17 protein-coding genes are annotated in these 20,192 nt (G+C 56.6%); 5 read left to right on the plus strand and 12 right to left on the minus strand.

All coding sequences use genetic code 11. From position 1 onward, the window contains the following. Positions 1 to 62: 62 nt before the first annotated feature. The 6 genes from V6940_RS12940 to V6940_RS12965 all read right to left on the minus strand — a co-directional run bounded on the left by V6940_RS12940 (position 63) and on the right by V6940_RS12965 (position 8,580). Positions 63 to 2,234 (minus strand): YgiQ family radical SAM protein, encoded by a 2,172-nt coding sequence (locus V6940_RS12940; RefSeq protein ID WP_333496147.1) that lies wholly within the window; start codon positions 2,232 to 2,234, stop codon positions 63 to 65. A gap of 208 nt (positions 2,235 to 2,442) precedes the next feature. After that, complete coding sequence (gene ftsP, locus V6940_RS12945; RefSeq protein WP_333011259.1) at positions 2,443 to 3,855, minus strand: cell division protein FtsP; 1,413 nt, start codon at positions 3,853 to 3,855, stop codon at positions 2,443 to 2,445. A 98-nt stretch (positions 3,856 to 3,953) separates the two neighbouring features. Then, entirely contained in the window at positions 3,954 to 4,691 is a 738-nt protein-coding gene (gene plsC / locus V6940_RS12950; protein WP_185668371.1) for a 1-acylglycerol-3-phosphate O-acyltransferase, read from the minus strand. Positions 4,692 to 4,874: 183 nt separating this feature from the next. Beyond that, positions 4,875 to 7,133, minus strand: a complete 2,259-nt coding sequence (gene parC / locus V6940_RS12955) for a DNA topoisomerase IV subunit A (protein WP_333496148.1) — start codon at positions 7,131 to 7,133, stop codon at positions 4,875 to 4,877. 110 nt (positions 7,134 to 7,243) lie between these two features. Then, on the minus strand, positions 7,244 to 8,110 hold the full coding sequence (locus V6940_RS12960; protein ID WP_333496149.1) for an AraC family transcriptional regulator: 867 nt from the start codon (positions 8,108 to 8,110) through the stop codon (positions 7,244 to 7,246). A gap of 74 nt (positions 8,111 to 8,184) precedes the next feature. Beyond that, complete coding sequence (locus V6940_RS12965; protein WP_333496150.1) at positions 8,185 to 8,580, minus strand: YgiW/YdeI family stress tolerance OB fold protein; 396 nt, start codon at positions 8,578 to 8,580, stop codon at positions 8,185 to 8,187. Positions 8,581 to 8,730: 150 nt separating this feature from the next. Between V6940_RS12965 and qseB the strand changes: the two genes are divergently transcribed. From qseB to V6940_RS12985, 4 genes are all read left to right on the plus strand, one after another. Continuing rightward, positions 8,731 to 9,390 (plus strand): quorum sensing response regulator transcription factor QseB, encoded by a 660-nt coding sequence (gene qseB, locus V6940_RS12970; RefSeq protein ID WP_333496151.1) that lies wholly within the window; start codon positions 8,731 to 8,733, stop codon positions 9,388 to 9,390. Then, positions 9,387 to 10,736, plus strand: coding sequence for a quorum sensing histidine kinase QseC (gene qseC / locus V6940_RS12975; RefSeq protein ID WP_333496152.1), 1,350 nt, complete (start codon positions 9,387 to 9,389; stop codon positions 10,734 to 10,736). Before qseB ends, qseC begins: the two co-directional genes overlap by 4 nt. Positions 10,737 to 10,841: 105 nt before the next feature. Next, the gene (locus tag V6940_RS12980) at positions 10,842 to 11,423 is read left to right on the plus strand and encodes an NAD(P)H-dependent oxidoreductase (protein WP_220440988.1); all 582 of its coding nucleotides are present in this window, start codon (positions 10,842 to 10,844) and stop codon (positions 11,421 to 11,423) included. 30 nt (positions 11,424 to 11,453) lie between these two features. Continuing rightward, on the plus strand, positions 11,454 to 11,768 hold the full coding sequence (locus V6940_RS12985; RefSeq protein WP_185668378.1) for a putative quinol monooxygenase: 315 nt from the start codon (positions 11,454 to 11,456) through the stop codon (positions 11,766 to 11,768). A gap of 105 nt (positions 11,769 to 11,873) precedes the next feature. On the opposite strand, the gene V6940_RS12990 is transcribed toward V6940_RS12985, so the two are convergent. From V6940_RS12990 to V6940_RS13000, 3 genes are all read right to left on the minus strand, one after another. Next, positions 11,874 to 13,064 carry a glycoside hydrolase family 88 protein gene (locus tag V6940_RS12990; RefSeq protein ID WP_333496153.1) on the minus strand — a complete coding sequence of 397 codons (1,191 nt, stop codon included), beginning with the start codon at positions 13,062 to 13,064 and terminating at the stop codon, positions 11,874 to 11,876. A 25-nt stretch (positions 13,065 to 13,089) separates the two neighbouring features. Beyond that, positions 13,090 to 14,358 (minus strand): oligosaccharide MFS transporter, encoded by a 1,269-nt coding sequence (locus V6940_RS12995; RefSeq protein WP_185668380.1) that lies wholly within the window; start codon positions 14,356 to 14,358, stop codon positions 13,090 to 13,092. A gap of 97 nt (positions 14,359 to 14,455) precedes the next feature. Further along, complete coding sequence (locus V6940_RS13000; RefSeq protein WP_333496154.1) at positions 14,456 to 16,294, minus strand: DUF2264 domain-containing protein; 1,839 nt, start codon at positions 16,292 to 16,294, stop codon at positions 14,456 to 14,458. A 152-nt stretch (positions 16,295 to 16,446) separates the two neighbouring features. Here V6940_RS13000 and V6940_RS13005 point away from each other — a divergent pair, with 152 nt between their 5' ends. Further along, on the plus strand, positions 16,447 to 17,304 hold the full coding sequence (locus V6940_RS13005; protein WP_333496155.1) for a helix-turn-helix transcriptional regulator: 858 nt from the start codon (positions 16,447 to 16,449) through the stop codon (positions 17,302 to 17,304). Here V6940_RS13005 and V6940_RS13010 read toward each other — a convergent pair. Genes V6940_RS13010 through V6940_RS13020 form a run of 3 tightly spaced genes read right to left on the minus strand, consistent with a single transcriptional unit; the run spans position 17,301 to position 20,186 of the window. Continuing rightward, on the minus strand, positions 17,301 to 18,590 hold the full coding sequence (locus tag V6940_RS13010; protein WP_333496156.1) for a TRAP transporter large permease: 1,290 nt from the start codon (positions 18,588 to 18,590) through the stop codon (positions 17,301 to 17,303). The genes V6940_RS13005 and V6940_RS13010 overlap by 4 nt on opposite strands. Before the next feature lie 12 nt (positions 18,591 to 18,602). Continuing rightward, positions 18,603 to 19,151 carry a TRAP transporter small permease gene (locus V6940_RS13015; protein WP_333496157.1) on the minus strand — a complete coding sequence of 183 codons (549 nt, stop codon included), beginning with the start codon at positions 19,149 to 19,151 and terminating at the stop codon, positions 18,603 to 18,605. A 57-nt stretch (positions 19,152 to 19,208) separates the two neighbouring features. Next, positions 19,209 to 20,186 (minus strand): TRAP transporter substrate-binding protein, encoded by a 978-nt coding sequence (locus V6940_RS13020; protein WP_185668385.1) that lies wholly within the window; start codon positions 20,184 to 20,186, stop codon positions 19,209 to 19,211. Positions 20,187 to 20,192: the final 6 nt, after the last annotated feature.

Below are 20,192 nucleotides of genomic sequence, written 5' to 3' on the forward strand. Positions count from 1 at the left end.
GGCCTGATAAGCGAAGCGCCATCAGGCATAAAATACCCGGCATTTGCCGGGTATTTTTTTACTCAACGCGACGCGGGTTTAGGGCGCTTTTTGATGCCGTTTGGCGTCTGACGCTGGTGTGCTACCGGCGTATGCTTGGTCAGTGCCGGGCGTGTATTGCGGTTCTGGCGACGCGCTTCACGCATCTCGTCCAGCGTTGGTGCAGGCACCAGGCAGTCACGACGGCTGCCGATCAGATGTTTTTTACCCATCGTCTCCAGCGCCGTACGGATCAGCGGCCAGTTAGCCGGATCGTGATAGCGCAGCAGCGCCTTGTGCAGACGACGCTGCTTATCGCCTTTCGGGATCACCACGTCTTCACTCTTATAGCCAATTTTACCCAGCGGGTTCTTGCCGGTGTAATACATGGTGGTCGAGTTCGCCAGCGGCGACGGATAGAAGTTCTGCACCTGGTCCAGACGGAAACGGTGCTGCTTCAGCCACAGCGCCAGGTTCACCATATCTTCATCGCGCGTGCCAGGGTGGGCAGAGATAAAGTATGGAATCAGATACTGCTCTTTACCCGCCTGCTTCGAATAGGTGTCGAACAGCTCTTTAAAGCGGTGATAGCTGCCCATCCCCGGCTTCATCATCTTCGACAGCGGCCCTTCTTCAGTGTGCTCCGGCGCAATCTTCAGATAGCCGCCCACGTGGTGGGTTGCCAGCTCTTTGATATAGCGCGGATCTTCCACCGCCAGATCGTAACGTACGCCGGAGGCAATCAGGATCTTCTTGATGCCTTTCAGATCGCGGGCGCGGCGATAGAGGTTAATCGTCGGCGTGTGGTCGGTATCCATATGCGGACAGATTTCCGGGTACACGCAGGAGAGACGACGGCAGGTCTGCTCCGCACGCGGCGACTTACAGCGCAGCATGTACATGTTGGCCGTTGGGCCACCCAGGTCGGAGATAATGCCGGTAAAGCCCGGCACCGTGTCGCGAATGGCTTCGATTTCGTTGATGATCGAGTCTTCGGAACGGCTCTGGATAATACGGCCTTCGTGCTCGGTGATAGAGCAGAAGGAACAGCCGCCAAAGCAGCCGCGCATGATGTTGATAGAGAAACGAATCATCTCATACGCAGGGATACGCGCCTTGCCGTATGACGGGTGCGGGATACGCTGGTACGGCAGCGCAAACACGCTGTCCATCTCTTCAGTGGAGAGCGGGATCGCCGGCGGGTTAATCCAGATATAGCGGTCGCCCTGCTTCTGCATCAGCGCACGGGCGCTGCCAGGGTTGGTTTCATGGTGCAGAATACGGGAAGCGTGGGCATACAGCACCTTGTCGCCTTTGACCTTTTCAAAGGACGGCAGCAAGACGTAGGTTATCTCCCACGGCTTAGGACGCGGCGGCTGTACAGTAACGGCTTTGGCTTCCTGCTTTTTCGGTGCCACCGGTTTGTTGTCGGCACACGGCAAGTCTTCACCGTACGGATGCGGAATCGGGTCGATTTTCCCCGGGGTGTCGATGCGGGTTGAATCAACGCCAGACCAGCCCGGCAGCGCTTCTTTGACGATGATAGCGGTGTTACGTACATCGCGGATCTGCGCAATTGGCTCACCTGCCGCCAGACGGTGCGCCACTTCCACCAGCGGACGCTCGCCGTTACCGAACATCAGCATGTCGGCCTTGGCGTCAATCAGCACCGAACGACGCACGGTATCGGACCAATAGTCATAGTGCGCGGTACGGCGCAGGCTGGCCTCGATGCCGCCGAGGATAACCGGCACATCTTTCCACGCTTCTTTACAGCGCTGGGTATAAACCAGCGTCGCGCGGTCCGGGCGTTTGCCCGCAACGTTGTCCGGCGTATAGGCATCGTCATGGCGCAGCTTGCGGTCTGCGGTATAGCGGTTAATCATCGAGTCCATGTTGCCGGCGGTGACGCCGAAGAACAGGTTCGGTTTGCCCAGGCGCATAAAGTCGTCTTTGCTGTTCCAGTCTGGCTGGGCAATGATCCCTACGCGGAAGCCCTGCGCTTCCAGCATGCGGCCACAAATCGCCATCCCGAAGCTCGGGTGGTCAACGTAGGCGTCGCCGGTGACCAGAATGATGTCGCAGCTATCCCAGCCAAGTTGATCCATCTCTTCACGTGACATTGGCAAAAACGGAGCCGGCCCAAAGCAGGCGGCCCAGTACTGCGGCCAGGAGAAAAGGTCGCGATCCGGTTGGATCAGGGAGATAGCGCTCATATTGCTTCCGAAAAAATTGGCAAAAAAATAGACAAAGGCCGGGGATTATAAGCCCGTTCGCCTTACTAATGAAGTGGGAATTTTTAGCGTGGTGCGGGTCCCGGCGTCGCTGCGCTCGGCCGGGCTACAGTAGGCCTGATAAGCGTAGCGCCATCAGGCAATTCGGTGCTCACTGCCGGATGGCGGCGTAAACGCCTTACCCGGCCTACTACGGCGCCGGGTTCACCAGAATCTGCCCGATAGAACCACGGTCGGCAAGCTCCAGCGTCTGGCTGGAGAACTGGAACGGGAAGTGCGGCCATGACGGCTGTGAGTAATAGACCAGCAGCTCAACCTGACCGTCAATCCAGACCGTATCTTTCCAGCCCCGGTCTTCCGGCAGCGGCGTCGCGCCGTTGACGTTGCGAACCTGGAACATCACCCCTTCAATATGGAACGACTGCGGCGCATCGGCACGAACCGTCCAGCGCTCCCAGGTGCCCTGCTGCGCGGTGATATCAATGCGCTGCGGGTCCCACAGCTGGCCGTTGATACCCGGATCGTCGCCGAGCAGAATGTCGCGACTGCGAATCGGCGTGCCGCTCAGCACTTCCGTTGGCAGAATGCGCATCGGTAAGTTATCGGTCACTAACGGCAGCAGCCCCGTTGGGCGCAGGGTCAGCACCAGCGTGGAAATTAAAATGCTCGACGGTTCGAAGAAGCCGCGAATACGCTCCATGATGCTGGCGGACTCACCGCAGGTAATCGACACTTCGTCTCCGTTCGTCATATCAACCAGCACTTCGCGACGCTCACCCGGCGCCAGCGAGATTTGGGTGGTGGAGACCGGCGCAGGCAGGAAGCCCTGATCGCTGGAAATGACGTGCAGCGCGCGACCATCGCTCATCCGCAGTGAGTAACGGCGAGAGTTAGAGGCGTTCAACAGGCGCAGACGCACCCAACCGCGCGATACTTCAACATAGGGCCCCTGGACACCGTTGACCAGCAGCGTATCGCCAACAAAGCCACCGCTGCCCGGTTCGTCGTATACCGGCGCGCCAAAGTTATCCAGACGCTTATCCTGGATAATGACCGGGAAGTCGTCGACGCCGTAGTGGTTAGGGAATGGTAAGGACTTACTAACCTCATCTTCAACCAGCCACATTCCCGCCAAGCCGTTATAGACCTGCTGGGCCATGTGGTTTGGCGTATTGGCCTGATACCACAGCGTTGACGCGTTCTGGCGAATAGGCAGCACCGGCGCCCAGTCGGCGTTTGGCGTCATCATGCGCGCTGCGCCGCCAATCAGCGGCCCCGGCACCTGCAAACCGCGCACGGTCATAGCAACGTTTTCCGTCAGACGGTTGCTGTAGATGAGTTTGACATCGTCACCCTTCCAGACGCGGATCGTCGGCCCAAGATAGCGGCCGTTAACGCCCCAGACGGAGGCGCGCGTGCCCTGGGTAAACGACCAGTGCGCACGCTGCAGTGTTAAGAATAGCGGTTGTCCACGGCGAGACTCCAGCAGCGGAGGCACCGGCAATGCGGGTTGCTTCCCTGCGGCCTGTGCCCTCAGCGGCACGGTGCCGGCACAAAGCGCAACGCCCGAAGCCTGAATAAACTGACGCCGACTGAGTGACATATAAGCTCCATCAAAACTGACAAATCAAACGCGGGAAATCATTTTCCCAACAGCAATACAGCCGCGACGCGGGCATTCACCCTCGCCGTCAGCAGAAATTACGCTTTACCCGCAGACTCACGCTGGGCCACTTCCTGGTCCAGCTCGTCTATTTTGGCCTTCATCACTTCACGGCAGTGTTTTGCCAGGTCGCGAACCTGATCTTTACCCCAGGCGCTGGTGTCGATGGGCTCCAGCATTTCCACAATCACCAGACCATTATTCCAGCGGTTGAGTTTAATTTTATTGGAGGTATTCGACACACACACCGGGATAATTGGCACTCCGGCAGCGATAGCGGCGTGAAACGCACCGGTTTTAAACGGCAGCAGGCCGCGACCGCGGCTGCGGGTACCTTCCGGGAACATCCAGATGGAAATTCTGCGTTTCTTAAAGGCATCAGCCACTTCGGCAATGGTACTGTGCGCTTTCGCTCGGTTGTTACGGTCGATCAGCAGGTTGCCGGTCAGCCAGTACAGCAGACCAAAGAACGGCACCCACACCAGGCTTTTTTTACCGACCGTCACGGTGGGCGGCTGGACGATATTCGCCGCCGTCACCATATCGTAGTTGTTCTGGTGGTTGGCAATATAAATCGCATTGCCATAGCGCTCCGCGTCAGCCGGTTTGCGGGTTTCAACCTTTAAACCGAACACTGGCGCCATACGGCCAAACATATGGCCAAAGGTGGCGACGTGTTTTGGGTTACGCGGACTGAAAAGGCAATAGATGCAGCCAAAGATGCATACCAGGATGCAATAAATGACGACAATAATGACACGTAAAATAAATAGCATAGCGTCCTCTGAACCCTGACCCACTTAGAATGATACCGATCAGACGGGTGCTGACAGGATATATAGACCGGACAGGGCTTTGTTACTTGCAGACCCCTGCAAAGGGGTATTGTTAATCGCAACGGCTGAATTAACAACGGTTTCACGGTAATTTTTCCCCCGCCTGACGACGGGGGAAGATGATTACTCTTCGCTGTCGCCCGCCGAGGCGCGCTGCGGTGAATCAATCTCAACGCGATCGATTTTTTGCAGGCCGCGCATCAGGGTGCCGCGACGACCGCGTTCACCCGTCACTTTTTGCAGCTCTTCCGGGCGCAGTTTGATCTTACGTTTGCCCACGTGGAAGGTCAGCGTGCTCTGCGGCGGCAGTACGTAAAGGTGCGCCAGGCTATCGGCACCGCTGGCGGCTTCCGCCGCCGGGATGTTGATAATCTTGTTGCCCTTACCTTTCGACAGCTGCGGCAGGTCGCTCAGCGGGAACATCAGCATGCGGCCTGCGGAGGTGATCGCCAGCAGCATGTCGCTCTCGTCTTCAATCACCACCGGTGGCATCACGTGTGCGTTATCCGGCAGTGAAATCAGCGCCTTACCGGCACGGTTACGTGCGACCAGGTCGTTGAAGGTACACAGGAAACCGTAGCCCGCGTCGGAAGCCATCAGCAGCTTGGTATCGTCACCTTCCATCAGCATGTGCTCGACGGTCGCGCCAGGCGGCAGCGTCAGCTTGCCGGTCAGCGGCTCGCCCTGCCCACGGGCGGACGGCAGCGTAATCGGGTCGATGGCGTAGCTGCGGCCGGTGGTGTCGACAAACACCACCGGTTGGTTGCTTTTGCCTTTCACCGACGATTTCCAGCTATCGCCGGACTTATAGTTCAGCCCTTGAGCGTCAATGTCATGGCCTTTCGCGCTACGTACCCAGCCCATCTGCGACAGCACGATGGTCACCGGTTCGGACGGCAGCATGTCATGGTCGCTCATCGCTTTCGCTTCTTCGCGCTCGCGCAGCGGAGAACGACGATCGTCGCCAAAGGCTTCGGCATCGGCCTGCAGCTCTTTCTTCAGCAGGTTGCTCATCTTGCGTTCGGACGCCAGGATCGCCTGCAGATGATCGCGCTCTTTGGCTAAATCATCCTGCTCGCCGCGGATCTTCATCTCTTCGAGCTTCGCCAGGTGGCGCAATTTCAGCTCGAGGATCGCTTCCGCCTGAGTTTCGCTGATGCCAAAGCGTGACATCAGCGCCGGCTTCGGCTCATCTTCGTGACGGATTATCTCGATCACTTCATCGATGTTGAGGAACGCCACCAGCAAACCTTCGAGGATATGCAGGCGTTTGAGCACTTTCTCGAGGCGGTAGTTCAGGCGACGACGGACGGTGTCGCGGCGGAACGCCAGCCATTCGGTGAGGATCTCCAGCAGGTTTTTCACCGCCGGACGACCATCCAGCCCGATCATGTTCAGGTTGATGCGGTAGCTCTTTTCCAGATCGGTAGTGGCGAACAGGTGGTTCATCACCTGATCCATGTCTACGCGGTTGGAACGTGGCACGATAACCAGACGGGTCGGATTTTCGTGGTCAGATTCGTCGCGCAGGTCATCGACCATCGGCAGCTTTTTGTTACGCATCTGGGCCGCGATCTGTTCCAGCACTTTGGCACCGGAAACCTGATGCGGCAGCGCGGTAATCACTACCGCACCGTCTTCTTTATTCCACACCGCACGCATACGCACGGAGCCACGGCCATTCTGGTAAATTTTGCGGATTTCCGCACGCGAGGTGATGATTTCCGCCTCGGTTGGGTAGTCCGGGCCCTGAACGATATCCAGCACCTCGTCGAGCGTGGTCTGCGGTTTTTCAATCAGGGTAATCGCGGCTTTTGCCACTTCGCGCAGGTTGTGCGGCGGAATGTCCGTCGCCATACCGACAGCGATGCCGGTGGTGCCGTTCAGCAGGATGTTAGGCAGGCGCGCAGGCAGCATTTTCGGCTCCTGCATGGTGCCGTCAAAGTTCGGCACCCAATCAGCCGTGCCCTGCCCCAGCTCGCTTAACAGCAGCTCGGAATATTTCGACAGGCGGGATTCGGTATAACGCATCGCCGCGAACGATTTCGGATCGTCCGGTGCCCCCCAGTTCCCCTGGCCATCGACCAGCGGGTAACGGTAAGAGAACGGCTGCGCCATCAGCACCATCGCTTCGTAACAGGCGCTATCGCCATGCGGATGGTACTTACCCAGTACGTCACCGACGGTACGGGCGGATTTTTTAAATTTTGCGGTGGCGTTCAACCCCAGTTCCGACATTGCGTAAACAATGCGGCGCTGCACCGGTTTCAGGCCATCGCCAATAAACGGCAACGCACGATCCATGATGACGTACATGGAGTAGTTTAAGTAGGCGTTTTCCGTAAATTCATGTAGCGCAAGGCGCTCTGCCATATCGCTCATTAACAGTGGATCCTCAATCTGCATGCTGACCGTTCGGACGGCAATATTGCCGCAGATAATACCCTATCTCACGGTCTGAGTCACAAACCGTGAGATAGGTTGGGAGCCGGTTAACGAAGCGGTAAATAAATATCCGTCAGCAACGCATGTTCCGGCACCTCATGGACAAAGTTGAGGTACTGGAAAAAGACCGGGAAGTCGCGCGGCGTCTCGCCGCTGCCCGGCAGCCACTCGCGGAACAGAGACCAGACGCTATCAGACAGCGAATCCAGCGAGCCCTGATGACGCAAGACCGCGCAGCGCCCGCCGGGAATCTCAGCGTTGACTACGCCAAACGCGTTCTCCGGTATCGGTTCAGACACGCTGCCGCAGATATCAAAGCGGAACTGCTCCGGCGGCGTGGTCTGCGGGTCGTGCCAGGCAATGCCGTAGGTCTGGCTGTTCGCCACCGGCGAAAGCCCGGTGCTGCGCCGCCATTCAATAAAGGTTGCCGCGCTGTCGTTCACCCGGTCCGGATGCCCTTGATGGGTCAACATGGCGACGTTGGTTTGCGGAAATTCAACGATTTTCACGTCCATTACGTGCTGCTCCTGTAAAGCCAGTTTAGGAACGCGCTGGTGCCAGGCCGCCCAGTCCGGGGTTTGTCGGAACTGGCGTGGGCTTTGGCCAAACGCGGTTTTAAAGGCTCGAGTGAACGACTCCGGGTTCTGAAACCCGGCATCCAGCGCAATATCGATAACCTTATCCTGCGGGTTAAACGCCAGCCGCCACGAGGCGCGACGCAGGCGTAACCACTGGATATAGCGATACAGCGGCAGGCCGCTCCAGGCGGTAAATTGCCGATGGAAATGAAATGGCGAACTGTGCGCCATCCGGCTTAACGCCTCAAGCGAGAGAGGCTCATCCAGATGACGCTCAATGTGGTCGCAAACGCGCCGCAGGCGTTCGGAATAAGCCGCGCTTAATAAGTCACTCATCACTGCCTCCTTGCGGGACATTCTGCCCACCTGGCCGCAGTGAATCCTGACCGATCTTGCGCAGTCTTAGAGGATTATGGATTCACTTTGCGGATCTGCTTCACGTCGATTTCAACGGAGTTCCAGTCTTTATCCACTTCGCCCTGGATTTCAACGACATCCTGCGGGGTGATGGTCTGGCCGTTCCAGCGCTTGTGATCAATATCCACATTTACGGTGCCGCTGGCATCTTTAAAAATATACAGATCGTCGGATACGCGCTCAATGATGTTGCCACGCAGCGTTACCCAAGTGTCATCACGCATGGTTTTGGCGTTCGCCGCAGTGGTCACGGTGCCGTTAGGGCCAACGAAGCCGCCGGTCTGCGTCGTCGTGGTGCTGGACGGGCCGGAAAATCCACCCTGAGTGGCGGCAAATGCCGGTGCAGAAGCCAGGGCCAGGATAGCGGCGATAGCAGCAAGTTTCTTCATGATTTGTTCTCCCTTTTGTGGTGTATGAGCACTATTACACCCGCCATTTCTTAACAACTTCTTAAGGCAAAAAAAGATTTATTATTGCTGTACATAGGCAGTCCAGGCGCGCTTTACTTGGTAGACAGAGCAGCAGGCAAGGAGCAGCAGATGCGCATTTTATTAGTGGAAGATGACAAGCTTATCGGCGACGGCATCAAAACCGGGCTCGGCAAAATGGGCTTCAGCATTGACTGGTTTACCCGCGGTGAAGAGGGCAAAATCGCGCTTTATAGCGCCCCCTACGACGCGGTTATCCTTGACCTGACGCTGCCCGGCATCGACGGGCTGGACATTCTGCGCGAGTGGCGCGAAAAATCCCGCCGCGAGCCGGTGCTTATCCTGACCGCTCGCGATGCGCTGAGTCAGCGCGTCGAAGGGCTGCGCTTAGGTGCTGACGACTATCTCTGTAAACCCTTCGCGCTGATTGAAGTCGCCGCCCGGCTGGAGGCGCTGATTCGCCGCGCCCACGGCCAGCCGAGCAGCGTGCTGCGCCACGGCGACGTGGAGCTGGATCCGACTCGCCTGACCGCCAGCTTTAACAACGAGCCGCTCATACTGAAGCCGAAAGAGTTTGCCCTGCTGGAACTGTTGCTGCGCAACGCCGGGCGGGTGCTGCCGCGCAAGCTGATTGAAGAGAAGCTCTACAGCTGGGATGAAGAGGTCACCAGCAACGCCATTGAAGTACACGTCCACCATCTGCGCCGCAAGCTCGGCAGCCACTTTATCCGTACCGTCCACGGTATCGGCTACACGTTGGGTGACCAATGAACCTGTTTCGCCGCCTGAGCCTGCGCGTTCGCCTGACGCTGCTGTTTATGCTGCTCTCCGCCGTGGCCTGGTGTTTTGCCAGCGTCATCGCCTGGAAGCAGACCACCGACAAGCTGGATAAGCTGTTCGATACCCAGCAAATGCTGTTTGCCAAACGCATCAGCGCGATGGATTTTGCCGATCTGCCCACTTCGCGCCAGTGGATTCGCGCGCCGAAGAAGGTCAAACACGGGCATCTTGATGATGACGCGCTGGCGTTCGCCATCTACACCGTCGACGGCAAGATGGTGCTGCACGACGGTGAGAACGGGCCGTACATCCCCTATAACTATCGCCGCGAGGGTTTTGACGATGGTCCGCTGAGCAACGATGACGACAGCTGGCGCTTTTTGTGGCTGACCACCGCCGATAAAAAATACCGCATCGTGGTCGGCCAGGAGTGGGATTACCGCCAGGAGATGGCGCTGGATATCATCACCAGCCAGCTGACGCCGTGGCTGATTGCCCTGCCGGTGACCTTTTTGCTGCTGATTCTGTTGATTAGCCGTGAGCTGGCGCCGCTGAAAAAATTAACCCGCACCCTGCGCCAGCGCCACCCGGACTCCGGTGAGCCGCTGGATACGCACGGCGTGCCAAACGAAGTACGTCCGATGCTGGATGCGCTCAACCTGCTGTTCCGCCGCATCCACGATATGCTGGTCCGCGAGCGCCGCTTCACCTCCGATGCCGCCCATGAGCTGCGCAGCCCGCTCACCGCACTGCGGGTGCAGGCCGAAGTGGCGCAGCTGTCGCAGGACGACCCGGAAAGCCAGCAAAAGGCGCTAATGCAGCTGCATGCCGGTATCGACCGCGCCACACGCCTGGTTGAGCAACTGCTGACCCTTTCCCGCCTCGATTCGCTGGAACAACTGGCGGACGTGCAGTCGGTGAATCTCGGCGATCTGCTGCAATCTTCAGTGATGGACATCTACCACACCGCGCAAAAAGCTGGCATCGAGATTCGCCTGCACCTGAACGCGCAGCAGGTTACCCGCACCGCCCAGCCGCTGCTGATGAGCCTGCTGGCGCGTAATCTGCTGGATAACGCCGTACGCTACAGCCCCGCGGGCAGCGTGGTGGACGTAACGCTCGACAGCCACGGTTTCAGCGTCCGCGATAACGGGCCGGGCATCAGCCCGGAAGCGCTGGCGCGCATCGGCGAACGTTTCTATCGCCCGCCGGGGCAGGATGAAACCGGCAGCGGTCTTGGGTTGTCGATTGTGCAGCGCATTGCCACGCTGCATGGCATGACGGCGACGTTTGCTAACGCCCCCGACGGCGGCTTTGAAGTGACCATTCGTGGGTAGTTTATTATTGCTAATTCAGCAAAAGACTTTGCACATTTTGCACATTTAATCGTTACAGCAAGGCGAGTATCATACCCCTCAAAAGCCAACTTTTGAGGATTTATAATGAGCAACATTCTGATTGTTAACGGCGCGAAAAAATTCGGCCATTCTAACGGCCAGCTGAACGACACCCTGACTGAAGTCGCGGAGACCTACCTGCGCGACCTCGGGCATGATGTTAAAGTGGTTCGCGCGGACGGCGACTATGACGTCAAAGCCGAAGTACAAAACTTCCTGTGGGCCGACACCGTTATCTGGCAGATGCCAGGCTGGTGGATGGGCGCGCCGTGGACCGTGAAAAAATATATCGATGACGTGTTCACCGAAGGTCACGGTTCTCTGTACGCCAGCGATGGCCGTACCCGCTCCGACGCCAGTAAAAAATATGGTTCCGGCGGCCTGATTCAGGGCAAAACCTACATGCTGTCCCTGACCTGGAACGCGCCAATGGAAGCCTTTACCGATAAAGATCAGTTCTTCCACGGTGTGGGCGTTGATGGCGTTTATCTGCCGTTCCACAAAGCCAACCAGTTCCTGGGAATGGAAGCGCTGCCGACCTTTATCACCAACGACGTGATTAAAATGCCTGACGTTCCACGTTATGTTGCAGAATACCGCGAGCATCTTGGGAAGATTTTTGCTTAACTGTTAGCCTGGAATTAGAAGGAGTTAATCATGTTGACCATTATTGCTGAAATCCGTACTCGTCCAGGACAACATCACCGTCAGGCGGTGCTGGATCAGTTCACCAAAATTATCCCAACCGTGCTGAAAGAAGACGGCTGCCACGGCTACGCGCCGATGGTTGATCACGCCGCAAACGTGAGCTTCCAGACCACCGCACCGGACTCTATCGTGATGGTTGAAGTGTGGGAAAGCGTGGCGCACCTTGAAGCGCACCTGCAGACGCCACACATGAAAGCCTGGAGCGAAGCGGTGAAAGCCGACGTGCTCGATACGACCATTCGTATTCTGGAATCGGGCGTTTAAATTTCGTTGCCGTGATGTGCCGGGTGGCGCTACGCTTACCCGGCCTACAAAACCAACGTAGTTAAATGTAGGCCCGGTAAGCACAGCGCCACCGGGCAATATCGATTACCAGTACAGCTTCCAGCTCTGCGTCATGCGCACCAGCGCTTCCACATAGAAATAATCCCCCCAGCTACAGCACTCATCCACGCCTTTATCGCTGGCGAAGTGATACACCGAATGCTTCAGCACGCCAGTGCCCGGCTCGTCCACGCCCATCAGATAGTGCTTCGACAGCGACGACATCATCCCCATCGCCCACTGCTGATAGCGCTCGCGGTCCGGATCGGTGGTCGGCAGATGTTTAACCAGCTCCAGCAGGCCACATACCGCAATCGCCGCCGAAGATGAATCACGCAGCGCGTCGGTGCCCACCAGCGCCAGATCCCAATGACAGACGTAGTCTTCCGGCAGGCGGTTGAGGAAGTAGTTCGCCAACTTTTTCGACAAGCTGATCAGCTCTCTGTCGCCGGTATACAGGAAGCTCAGCATAAAGCCATAAATGCCCCACGCCTGCCCGCGCGACCAACAGGAGTCATCGGCATAGCCCTGCTGGGTTTTACCAAAGCGCGGCGCGCCGGTCTGCACGTCCATATAATAGGTGTGGTAGGTCGAGGCGTCTTCACGCACCAGATACTTCGCCGACTGGCGCACGTGGGCGCGCGCGGCATCCGCAAATCGCGGATCGCCGGTCTGTTCCGTCGCCCAGTAGAGCAGCGGCAGATTCATGGTGCAGTCGATAATCATGCGCCCCGCCTGCTCCGGGTCGGTGAGCACGCCCCAGGCCTGAATAATTTCCGCTTTACGATGGAAGCGCTCCAGCAGGGCTTCTGCCGCCTGCAAAGAGAAGCCGCGCGCATCACGATTACCGGTCAAACGCCAGGCCGACACGCAGGAAAGCGTGTACAGGAAGCCCAGGTCATGCGTGTTGGTGTCGCAGCGACCGGCAATACGCAGGCCGAACGAGCGCACGTGTTTTTCCGCCAACGCCCGGTATTTCTCCTCGCCGGTCATCTCCCAGGCCAGCCACAGCTGCCCGGTCCAGAAGCTGGTCGTCCATTCGACGTTTTCGGTCAGCGGATAGTAGCCGTCCACGCAGGCTTCGCCCGGGAATTTATCACCGAAATCCGTTAAATGACGGCTAATCAGCTTAAGGACATGGCTACGCGCCGAGCACAGCTCATCGTTAAACGTCTGAAGATTAACGGGAGCCCCCGGAAATTCGCGCAGGGTTTCCTCAACGATAGGGTTTAACATATTCGGTTCCTTCATTCAGTAAGGCTTATTTAGAAATACCATTTTCAGCAACATCAAGTGCAGGCTGGCGATGATTCTGACGTTTACAGGCGGATAACGTGAATGCCGAAATCAGCGTAAAGAACAGCGCAATTCCGCCCATGATGATATAGGTCTTTTCAAATCCAATGCGGTCGTATAATAAACCTGCTGGCGAAGAGACCACGACGTTACCGATATACAACATGGCCTGGTAACCTAATAAATACATGGTGGCATTGACGCGTTTATCGAAATGCTCAGCAATATATTTAAATACCGAAACCAGCAGCAGACAAATTTCCAGGCCGTACAGCGGTTTAATCACGGAAATCAGCAGATGCGACTCGCACAGGCCGGAAATCACCAGTCGCGCACCTACCAGCACACCCACAATAATCAGGCCGCGCTTCGCGCCGATATAGTTCACGAACATCGGCATAAAGATATACATCACGAACTCGGTGCCGGACTGCACGGTACCCAGCAGGCCAAAGAGGGTGTTGCCTTCGTGCACATCGCTAAAGAAGGTCACGAAGTAGCGCGAGAACTGCTGTTCAGCGACAAACATCATCCATGCCACGCCGGCTACATACAGGCAGAATGCCCAGAATTTGCTGCTTTTCAGCAGGTCAAACACGTCTTTCAGGACAATCTTATCCTTCGAGATAACCGCGCTGGCGTTGCTGGTTGCAGTATCTACTTTCAGACTGATGAGCACCGCCAGCATGACCAGCGATGCCACGCTGCCAAGAATAAAGTTATAGGCCGGAGAGATATTAAACAGCAGGCCGGAGAACGACGATGCCACCGCCCAACCGAGCGAGCCCCACATACGAATCTGACCAAACTCCATGCTGTTCAGGCGGCTGTAGCGATCGGCATAGGATTCACAGGCCGCCACGCCGGCATACCACGCGAAACTGAGATAAATGGCACCGACGATAATCCCCACGGTGGTGTAGGAGAGCAGCAGCGGTTGGTAAACATAAATAAAAAACGGCGCCATCAGGGCGGACATCACCACCACAAAATAGAGCAAATATTTACTCATACCAATTTTATCGAGAATATAACCGTAAATAGGCTTGAGAATAACGGAGAATATACCGTTGACGGCAAAAACGGTACCAATCACCGCGCCGCTGAGTTCTGCTTTTTGCCCAAGCCAAATAGCAAATAAACCAATACTGGCTGACCAGGTAAAAAAGTACAAAAATATAAACGAGCTTATTTTGTAATATTCCAGTCTGTTTGTAGACGATATTTTTTCCATACGGTCCTCGACAAAACGATGTAGGGGTACAGACTCTGCATCATAATGATGCAGAGTCTGTCAGGAGGTATTCCGGTTTATTGTTGTATCCGGATAGTTAAAAATTCAGCGTTGTTATTTTCCCGCTGACGTTATCCGTCACATTCAGCGTATTATTTTCAATGTGTAGCGTGGGTAATGCTGGCAACGTTGCGTTGTGGTTACCGCTTGCCACTACCGCGCAGCACAGCCAGTGTTCGCCAGGCGCTATCTCACCCGTTAGCGTCGGAATTGCCGCGCACTCAGCGAACATCACGCTGCTGTTCGGCGGGGTAATCACACTGTCGGCAAGACGTACGGCGTGAGGCGAGAGATCCGCCACCGCGCTCATCCCGTTGGCAGCACTCACCCGGCTCTGGCGCACGGTCAGCTGCGCATCGGCTTTCATCACCGCAAAGCCGCCCTCCACCGTCTGCAAGCGACGCGCCGTATTCACCCGGTGCACACGCACGTGCCAGTCGCCGCATGGGATAAGCCAGGTATCAACCTGCACGTCGTGCCACGGCAGCCAGCGCGAGTAGATAGCGCCATCCAGCATCTCAACGCTCTCGCATTCACGGCGGCCGCGCCAGTAGTTGTCGTTATCTGACAGCAGCAGCATGGAGTCACAGGCCGCGTGCTTAATGCCGTAGCGCCCCCGCTCGATGGTGAAGCCAAAACGCGTGGAGTAGGCAAATTTGGTGTACTTGGCCTCGGTGTTAACGTAATTGTTCAGCTCGAGCTGGCCGGAGGTGAGCATCACCACGTGCTGCGAGTGTTCGCTGTGCTGCAAAATTTGCTGAGCGGGCACAATCGCATGTACCGGTGCCAGGCTTGGCAGCGGCAGTTCCTCCGCCTGCCAGAAGGCGTGCGTCTCCGGCAACGCCATGATCAGGAACACCTTTAGCGCCCAGTACGGCGAACCCGGCGAGTTGTAGTCTTCGCACATCGCGAGGTTCGGATAGGCGAAGCCCAGCGTCAGGATACCGTCACGATCGAAAATTGGCTGATCCAGCCACCAGCGCAGGTGGCGCAGGATAATGCCTTTCACTACGCCCGGTGAAAATACATCCAGCCCGGCGAAGGCCACGCCGCTCCAGAACGCCACCATCGCAAAGCGGTAGGTCAGGCTACGGCCAAACGGTACCGATGCCCCGTCGGCGGCGGAAAGGTAGATAAAGTCTTTGGCAAACAGGCAGGCACGTTCACGCAGCGTCGCGGCGCGCGTTGGGTCGTCGTCCGCGTTCAGCGTGGCGTAAATCAGGCCGTAAAAGTGGAACGCCATCGAGATGTAGTAATCTTTAGGGCGGCCAGGGCCATCGGAGTACCAGCCGCCGCCAAGATAGTAGGCTTCCATCATCGTGAAGCGACGGTCGATAGCGGCCTGGTCATACGGCAGCCCAGCGCGCTTAAAGCCCAGCTGTACGATAATCGCAAAGTAGTTCCAGTTGCTGTCCGGCATCTGGGCATCGGTGATTTGATTCAGCCAGCGATGCAGGTTTTCCCGTTCACTGGCGCTAAAGTAGCTGGTCAGCTTGTCCTGCAGCAACGCGAGACCAAGACCGTAGGCCGCCATCTCAACCAGACGCTGATCGTATGGCCCGGTTTCGCCCCAATAGGATGGGCTTTGCGGGTCAGTACCCAGCTTAATTGCGGTGAGATATTTGTCGCTAAACGGTACCGCTTCCCCACCTGCCAGTAACGGGAACAGGCCCCAAAGCGCTCTCGATAAGCCCTCCATTTCCGCAATATCCGTACCGTAGTGCGCGCAGGTTTTACCCAGCGAGAACTGCGCGACGTTTTCGGGAAACTGTTTATCGAGAGCGCTCAGCATCGCCGTGAGCGTCTGCGCTACATCCTGTCGTGATGACAATATTTTTGATATTTCCGCCACTGTCCTGACCCCTGATTTACCCATCCTCGAAAGTGGCTAAAGCATAGAGAATCGGGGTAGCTGAGAAATGTTAACCCGGTCACAACTGATACCATTCGATGAACCGCCGCTTGATAAAATTTAAAACAGTGGTTTAGTAGTAAGATTAACCCGGTAAAAATTTAAATTTATTGCACATGACTTCGTCCTGGAACGCCGAACATCTGGAGCTGATCACCCTGAATGACGCCGTGGCGTCGTTCAGCCGTCTTTTTGCCAATACCGTGCGCTATCAGCACTGGCACCAGTGTCTGGAAATTCTCTATGTCGAAGAGGGTTTTGGCGTAGTGATCGTCGATAATCGCCAGTACACCATGCGCCCCGGCAGGCTCTTTTTCTTCCCACCGTTCACGCTGCATAAAATCATGGTCGATGAGAAAGCGCAGGATAGTTATCGGCGGACGATTATCCATGTAGACCAGCACGCCATCGCGACGCTGCTGCGCCATTTCCCGGAAAATCATCAGCGCTTACAGACACTTTCAGCCCGCGGACGCCCAGCGTTCGTGGCGGATTTAGCCGACCAGCACGCGCATATTGACCACCTGTTCAGCCTGTATGCCCGCATGTCCAACGCCTCCGGCCTCAGCACCGAACAGATCACCTGCATGCTGATGACGCTGTTCAATATGCTGCCGCCCACCCAGGAAAAGATGCCGGAAGCCGGGTGCGGTATCGCCAGCTCAGTCATGTTCTGGATTGAAGAGAACTATCGGCAGAAATTCAGCCTCGACGCGCTGGCGCAGGAATTGGGGAAGTCACGCAGCTATCTGTCGCGCCGCTTTCACGCCGAGACGGGCGAGAATATTCACGATTATCTCAATACTCTTCGGCTGCGACGCGCCTGTGAGCTGCTGCTGCACAGCGCGCTGCCGGTGAGTGATATTGCCGCGCAGGTCGGGTTTTCTGAGGTGACTTACTTTATTAGCTCATTTAAAAAGGGGATCGGTGAGACCCCCTTGCAGTATCGAAAAAATCACGTTTCCCAGGCCTAGTGGAAACGCCCCGGCAGCCACAATGACAACATCGGAATATAAGTGATAGCAACCAGCACCAGGAACAGCACGCAGTAGAATGGAATCATGGCCTTCACCACCGTCTCAATTTTCTGCCCGCTCACGGCGCTCGCCACAAACAAGACAGAACCCACCGGCGGCGTGATAAGGCCAATCCCCAGGTTCATCATCATGATGATGCCGAAGTGTACCGGGTCGATGCCAAGCTCAACCACCACCGGCAGCAGAATCGGCGTCAGGATCAGAATCAGCGGCGCCATGTCCATCAGACAGCCCAACAGCAGCAGCATAATGTTGATAATCAACAAGATGACGTACTTGTTATCCGACAATGACAGCAGCGCGGCGGAGATCTCCTGCGGCAGGCCCACCAGCGTCATCACCGAGCCAAACGCGGCGGCGAAGGCAATCAGCACCATCACCATGGTGACGGTTTTGATGGTGCGGTGAATCAGCTTCGGGAAGTCCTTAAGCTTGTATTCGCGATAGACAAAGAAGGTGACAAACATCGCCCACACGCAGGCAATTGCCCCGGACTCCGTTGGCGTGAAGAAGCCGGAGAGAATACCGCCGGAGATGATCACAATGGTAATCAGCCCCCAGATGGCATCTGAGGCAATCTTTATCTTGCGCTTAAGTTCGACGCGTTCCTCTTTCGGGTAGTTGTTTTTACGCGCGGCAATCAGACACATGACGATAAGCGTCAGGCACAGCACCAGCGTCGGGATGATCCCGGCGAGGAACATCGCCGGAATAGTGACCGCCGCGGTATTCGCCACGATGGCAAACAGCACCGAGTTATGGCTCGGCGGCACGAGGATCGCCTGCACCGAGGCGCTGGCGGTCAGTACCGCACCGAATGAGCGCGGGTAGCCTTTGCGCTCCATTTCCGGGATCAGCACCGATCCGATCGACGCGGTATCCGCCACCGACGATCCGGAAATCGCACCAAACAGCGTCGAAGCGAGGATGTTCACCAGCGACAGGCCGCCACGGATCCAGCCAACAAACAGCCCGGCGAAATCCACCAGCCGTCGCGCCATCCCCCCTTCCGCCATAATCGCCCCGGCAAAAACGAAGAACGGAATGGTCAGCAGGTTAACGTTATCGGTACTGTGGAAAATGGTGATAATAAGCCCGTCGAGGGAGAAATCAGCGAAGGCGGTGACCACCACGGCGGTCAGGCCGACAGCATAGGCCACTGGCATACCAATCGCCATCAGCGTCACGAAGGTGACGACAAAAATAATCAGCGTTAAGTCCATTGCGTTCGCTCCTTAGTGGCCGACTTTCGGCGAGCCAAACTGCACCAGTTCACGGTGCGTTTGCGGACCGCACAGCATTTTTTCAACCACGAACAGCAGCGTAAAGAACGATCCCAGCGGAATCGGCAGATGGGTGATCCCTGAGGTCAGGAACGGCAGTGACGGCACCACGTCCTCCCAGGCATCCATACAGCCGATGATCCCCCAGTGAATGATAAACAGGCAGGTGGCAAGCATCGCCAGATCGACAAACACCGCCAGCCCTTTCTTCATCGATGGGTTGATATGATCGACCAGCATGGTGATCGCAATATGGCTACCTGCACGATAGGCCGCCGCCGCTCCCACAAAGGAGAAGGTGATCATACAGATCTGCGACAGCGGCTCCGGCCAACTGGTTGAAGCGTGCGGCAGAAAGTCCAGCCAGGCGGGAAGATCTGGGCGGAAACGGGCGTAAATCCCTACCAGATAGATAAACGTCATAAATAACAGGCTGATCCCTGACAGCCAGATACAGATCCGATACACAGCATCCATCGCCAGGACATAGTAATTTTTCATTGTTATCCCCAGATCAAAACGGGCAGACCAGCCCACGCTGGCCCGCCGCTAAGTGGATTATTTGGTGTCCTGAATTTGCTGCATTAAGTCGCTGAACTGCTTACCGTATTTCTCACGAACCGGTGCAGTGGCGTCGACAAACGGCTTTTTGTCGACCGGAAGGAATTTCACGCCCTGGCTTTGCAGGCGCTGTTTGGATTTCTCCACGTAATCAGCCCACAGCACGCGCTCTTCAGCCTGCGCTTCTTTCGCCAGCTTCATGATCAGCGCCTGATCGTCCGCCGAGAGCTTGCTCCATTTACGCTTCGAGAAGGCGAGCACTTCCGGGATCATAAAGTGTTCGGTGAGATCGAAATATTTGGTCCCGGCCACCACGTAGTTTTCGGTGTCAAAGGTCGGTTCGTTGTTTTCCGCCGCGTCGATCACCCCGGTTTGCAGGCTGGCAAAGACATCGCCTACCGGCAGGACGATCGGGTTCGCCCCCAGCGCTTTAAAGGTATCGAGTCCGATCGGGTTGTTTTGCAGACGGATCTTCACCCCTTTCAGATCGTCGAGGCTGGTGATCGGTTTTTTGGTGATCAGGCTACGCGAGCCCGCGTCCATCCAGCCAAGGAAGACCAGGCCGAGGTTGCTGTCGGAGATCTCTTTGGCCAGCGTGTTACCAATATCGCCATCCAGCACCTTGTGCTGATGGTCAGTATCGCGGAACACAAACGGCATGTTGAAGACGCTTACCTGAGGAAGGATACCGCCGACCGGGGCCATCGAAACACGCAGGATATCAATGGCGCCCGCACGGGTTTTCTCGAGCGTGGTGCTCTCATCGCCCATCTGCCCACTTGGGAACATACGAATGGACAGTCGCCCGTCGGTTTGTTGGCTGAGCTTTTCACCCATGTGAATCACCGCCGCCGTGGTCGGATAGTCAGCCGGGTGTACATCTGAAGCGATGAACACCGTTTTTGCCATCGCCGCCGCAGACCCCATCAGTAACGAGAAAGATAAAACGCTTACTGCCAGTTTTCTTCTTAACATAGACGA

It is taken from the genome of Kluyvera sp. CHPC 1.251, assembly GCF_036759945.1.
Taxonomy (GTDB): Bacteria; Pseudomonadota; Gammaproteobacteria; order Enterobacterales; family Enterobacteriaceae; genus Kluyvera; species Kluyvera sichuanensis.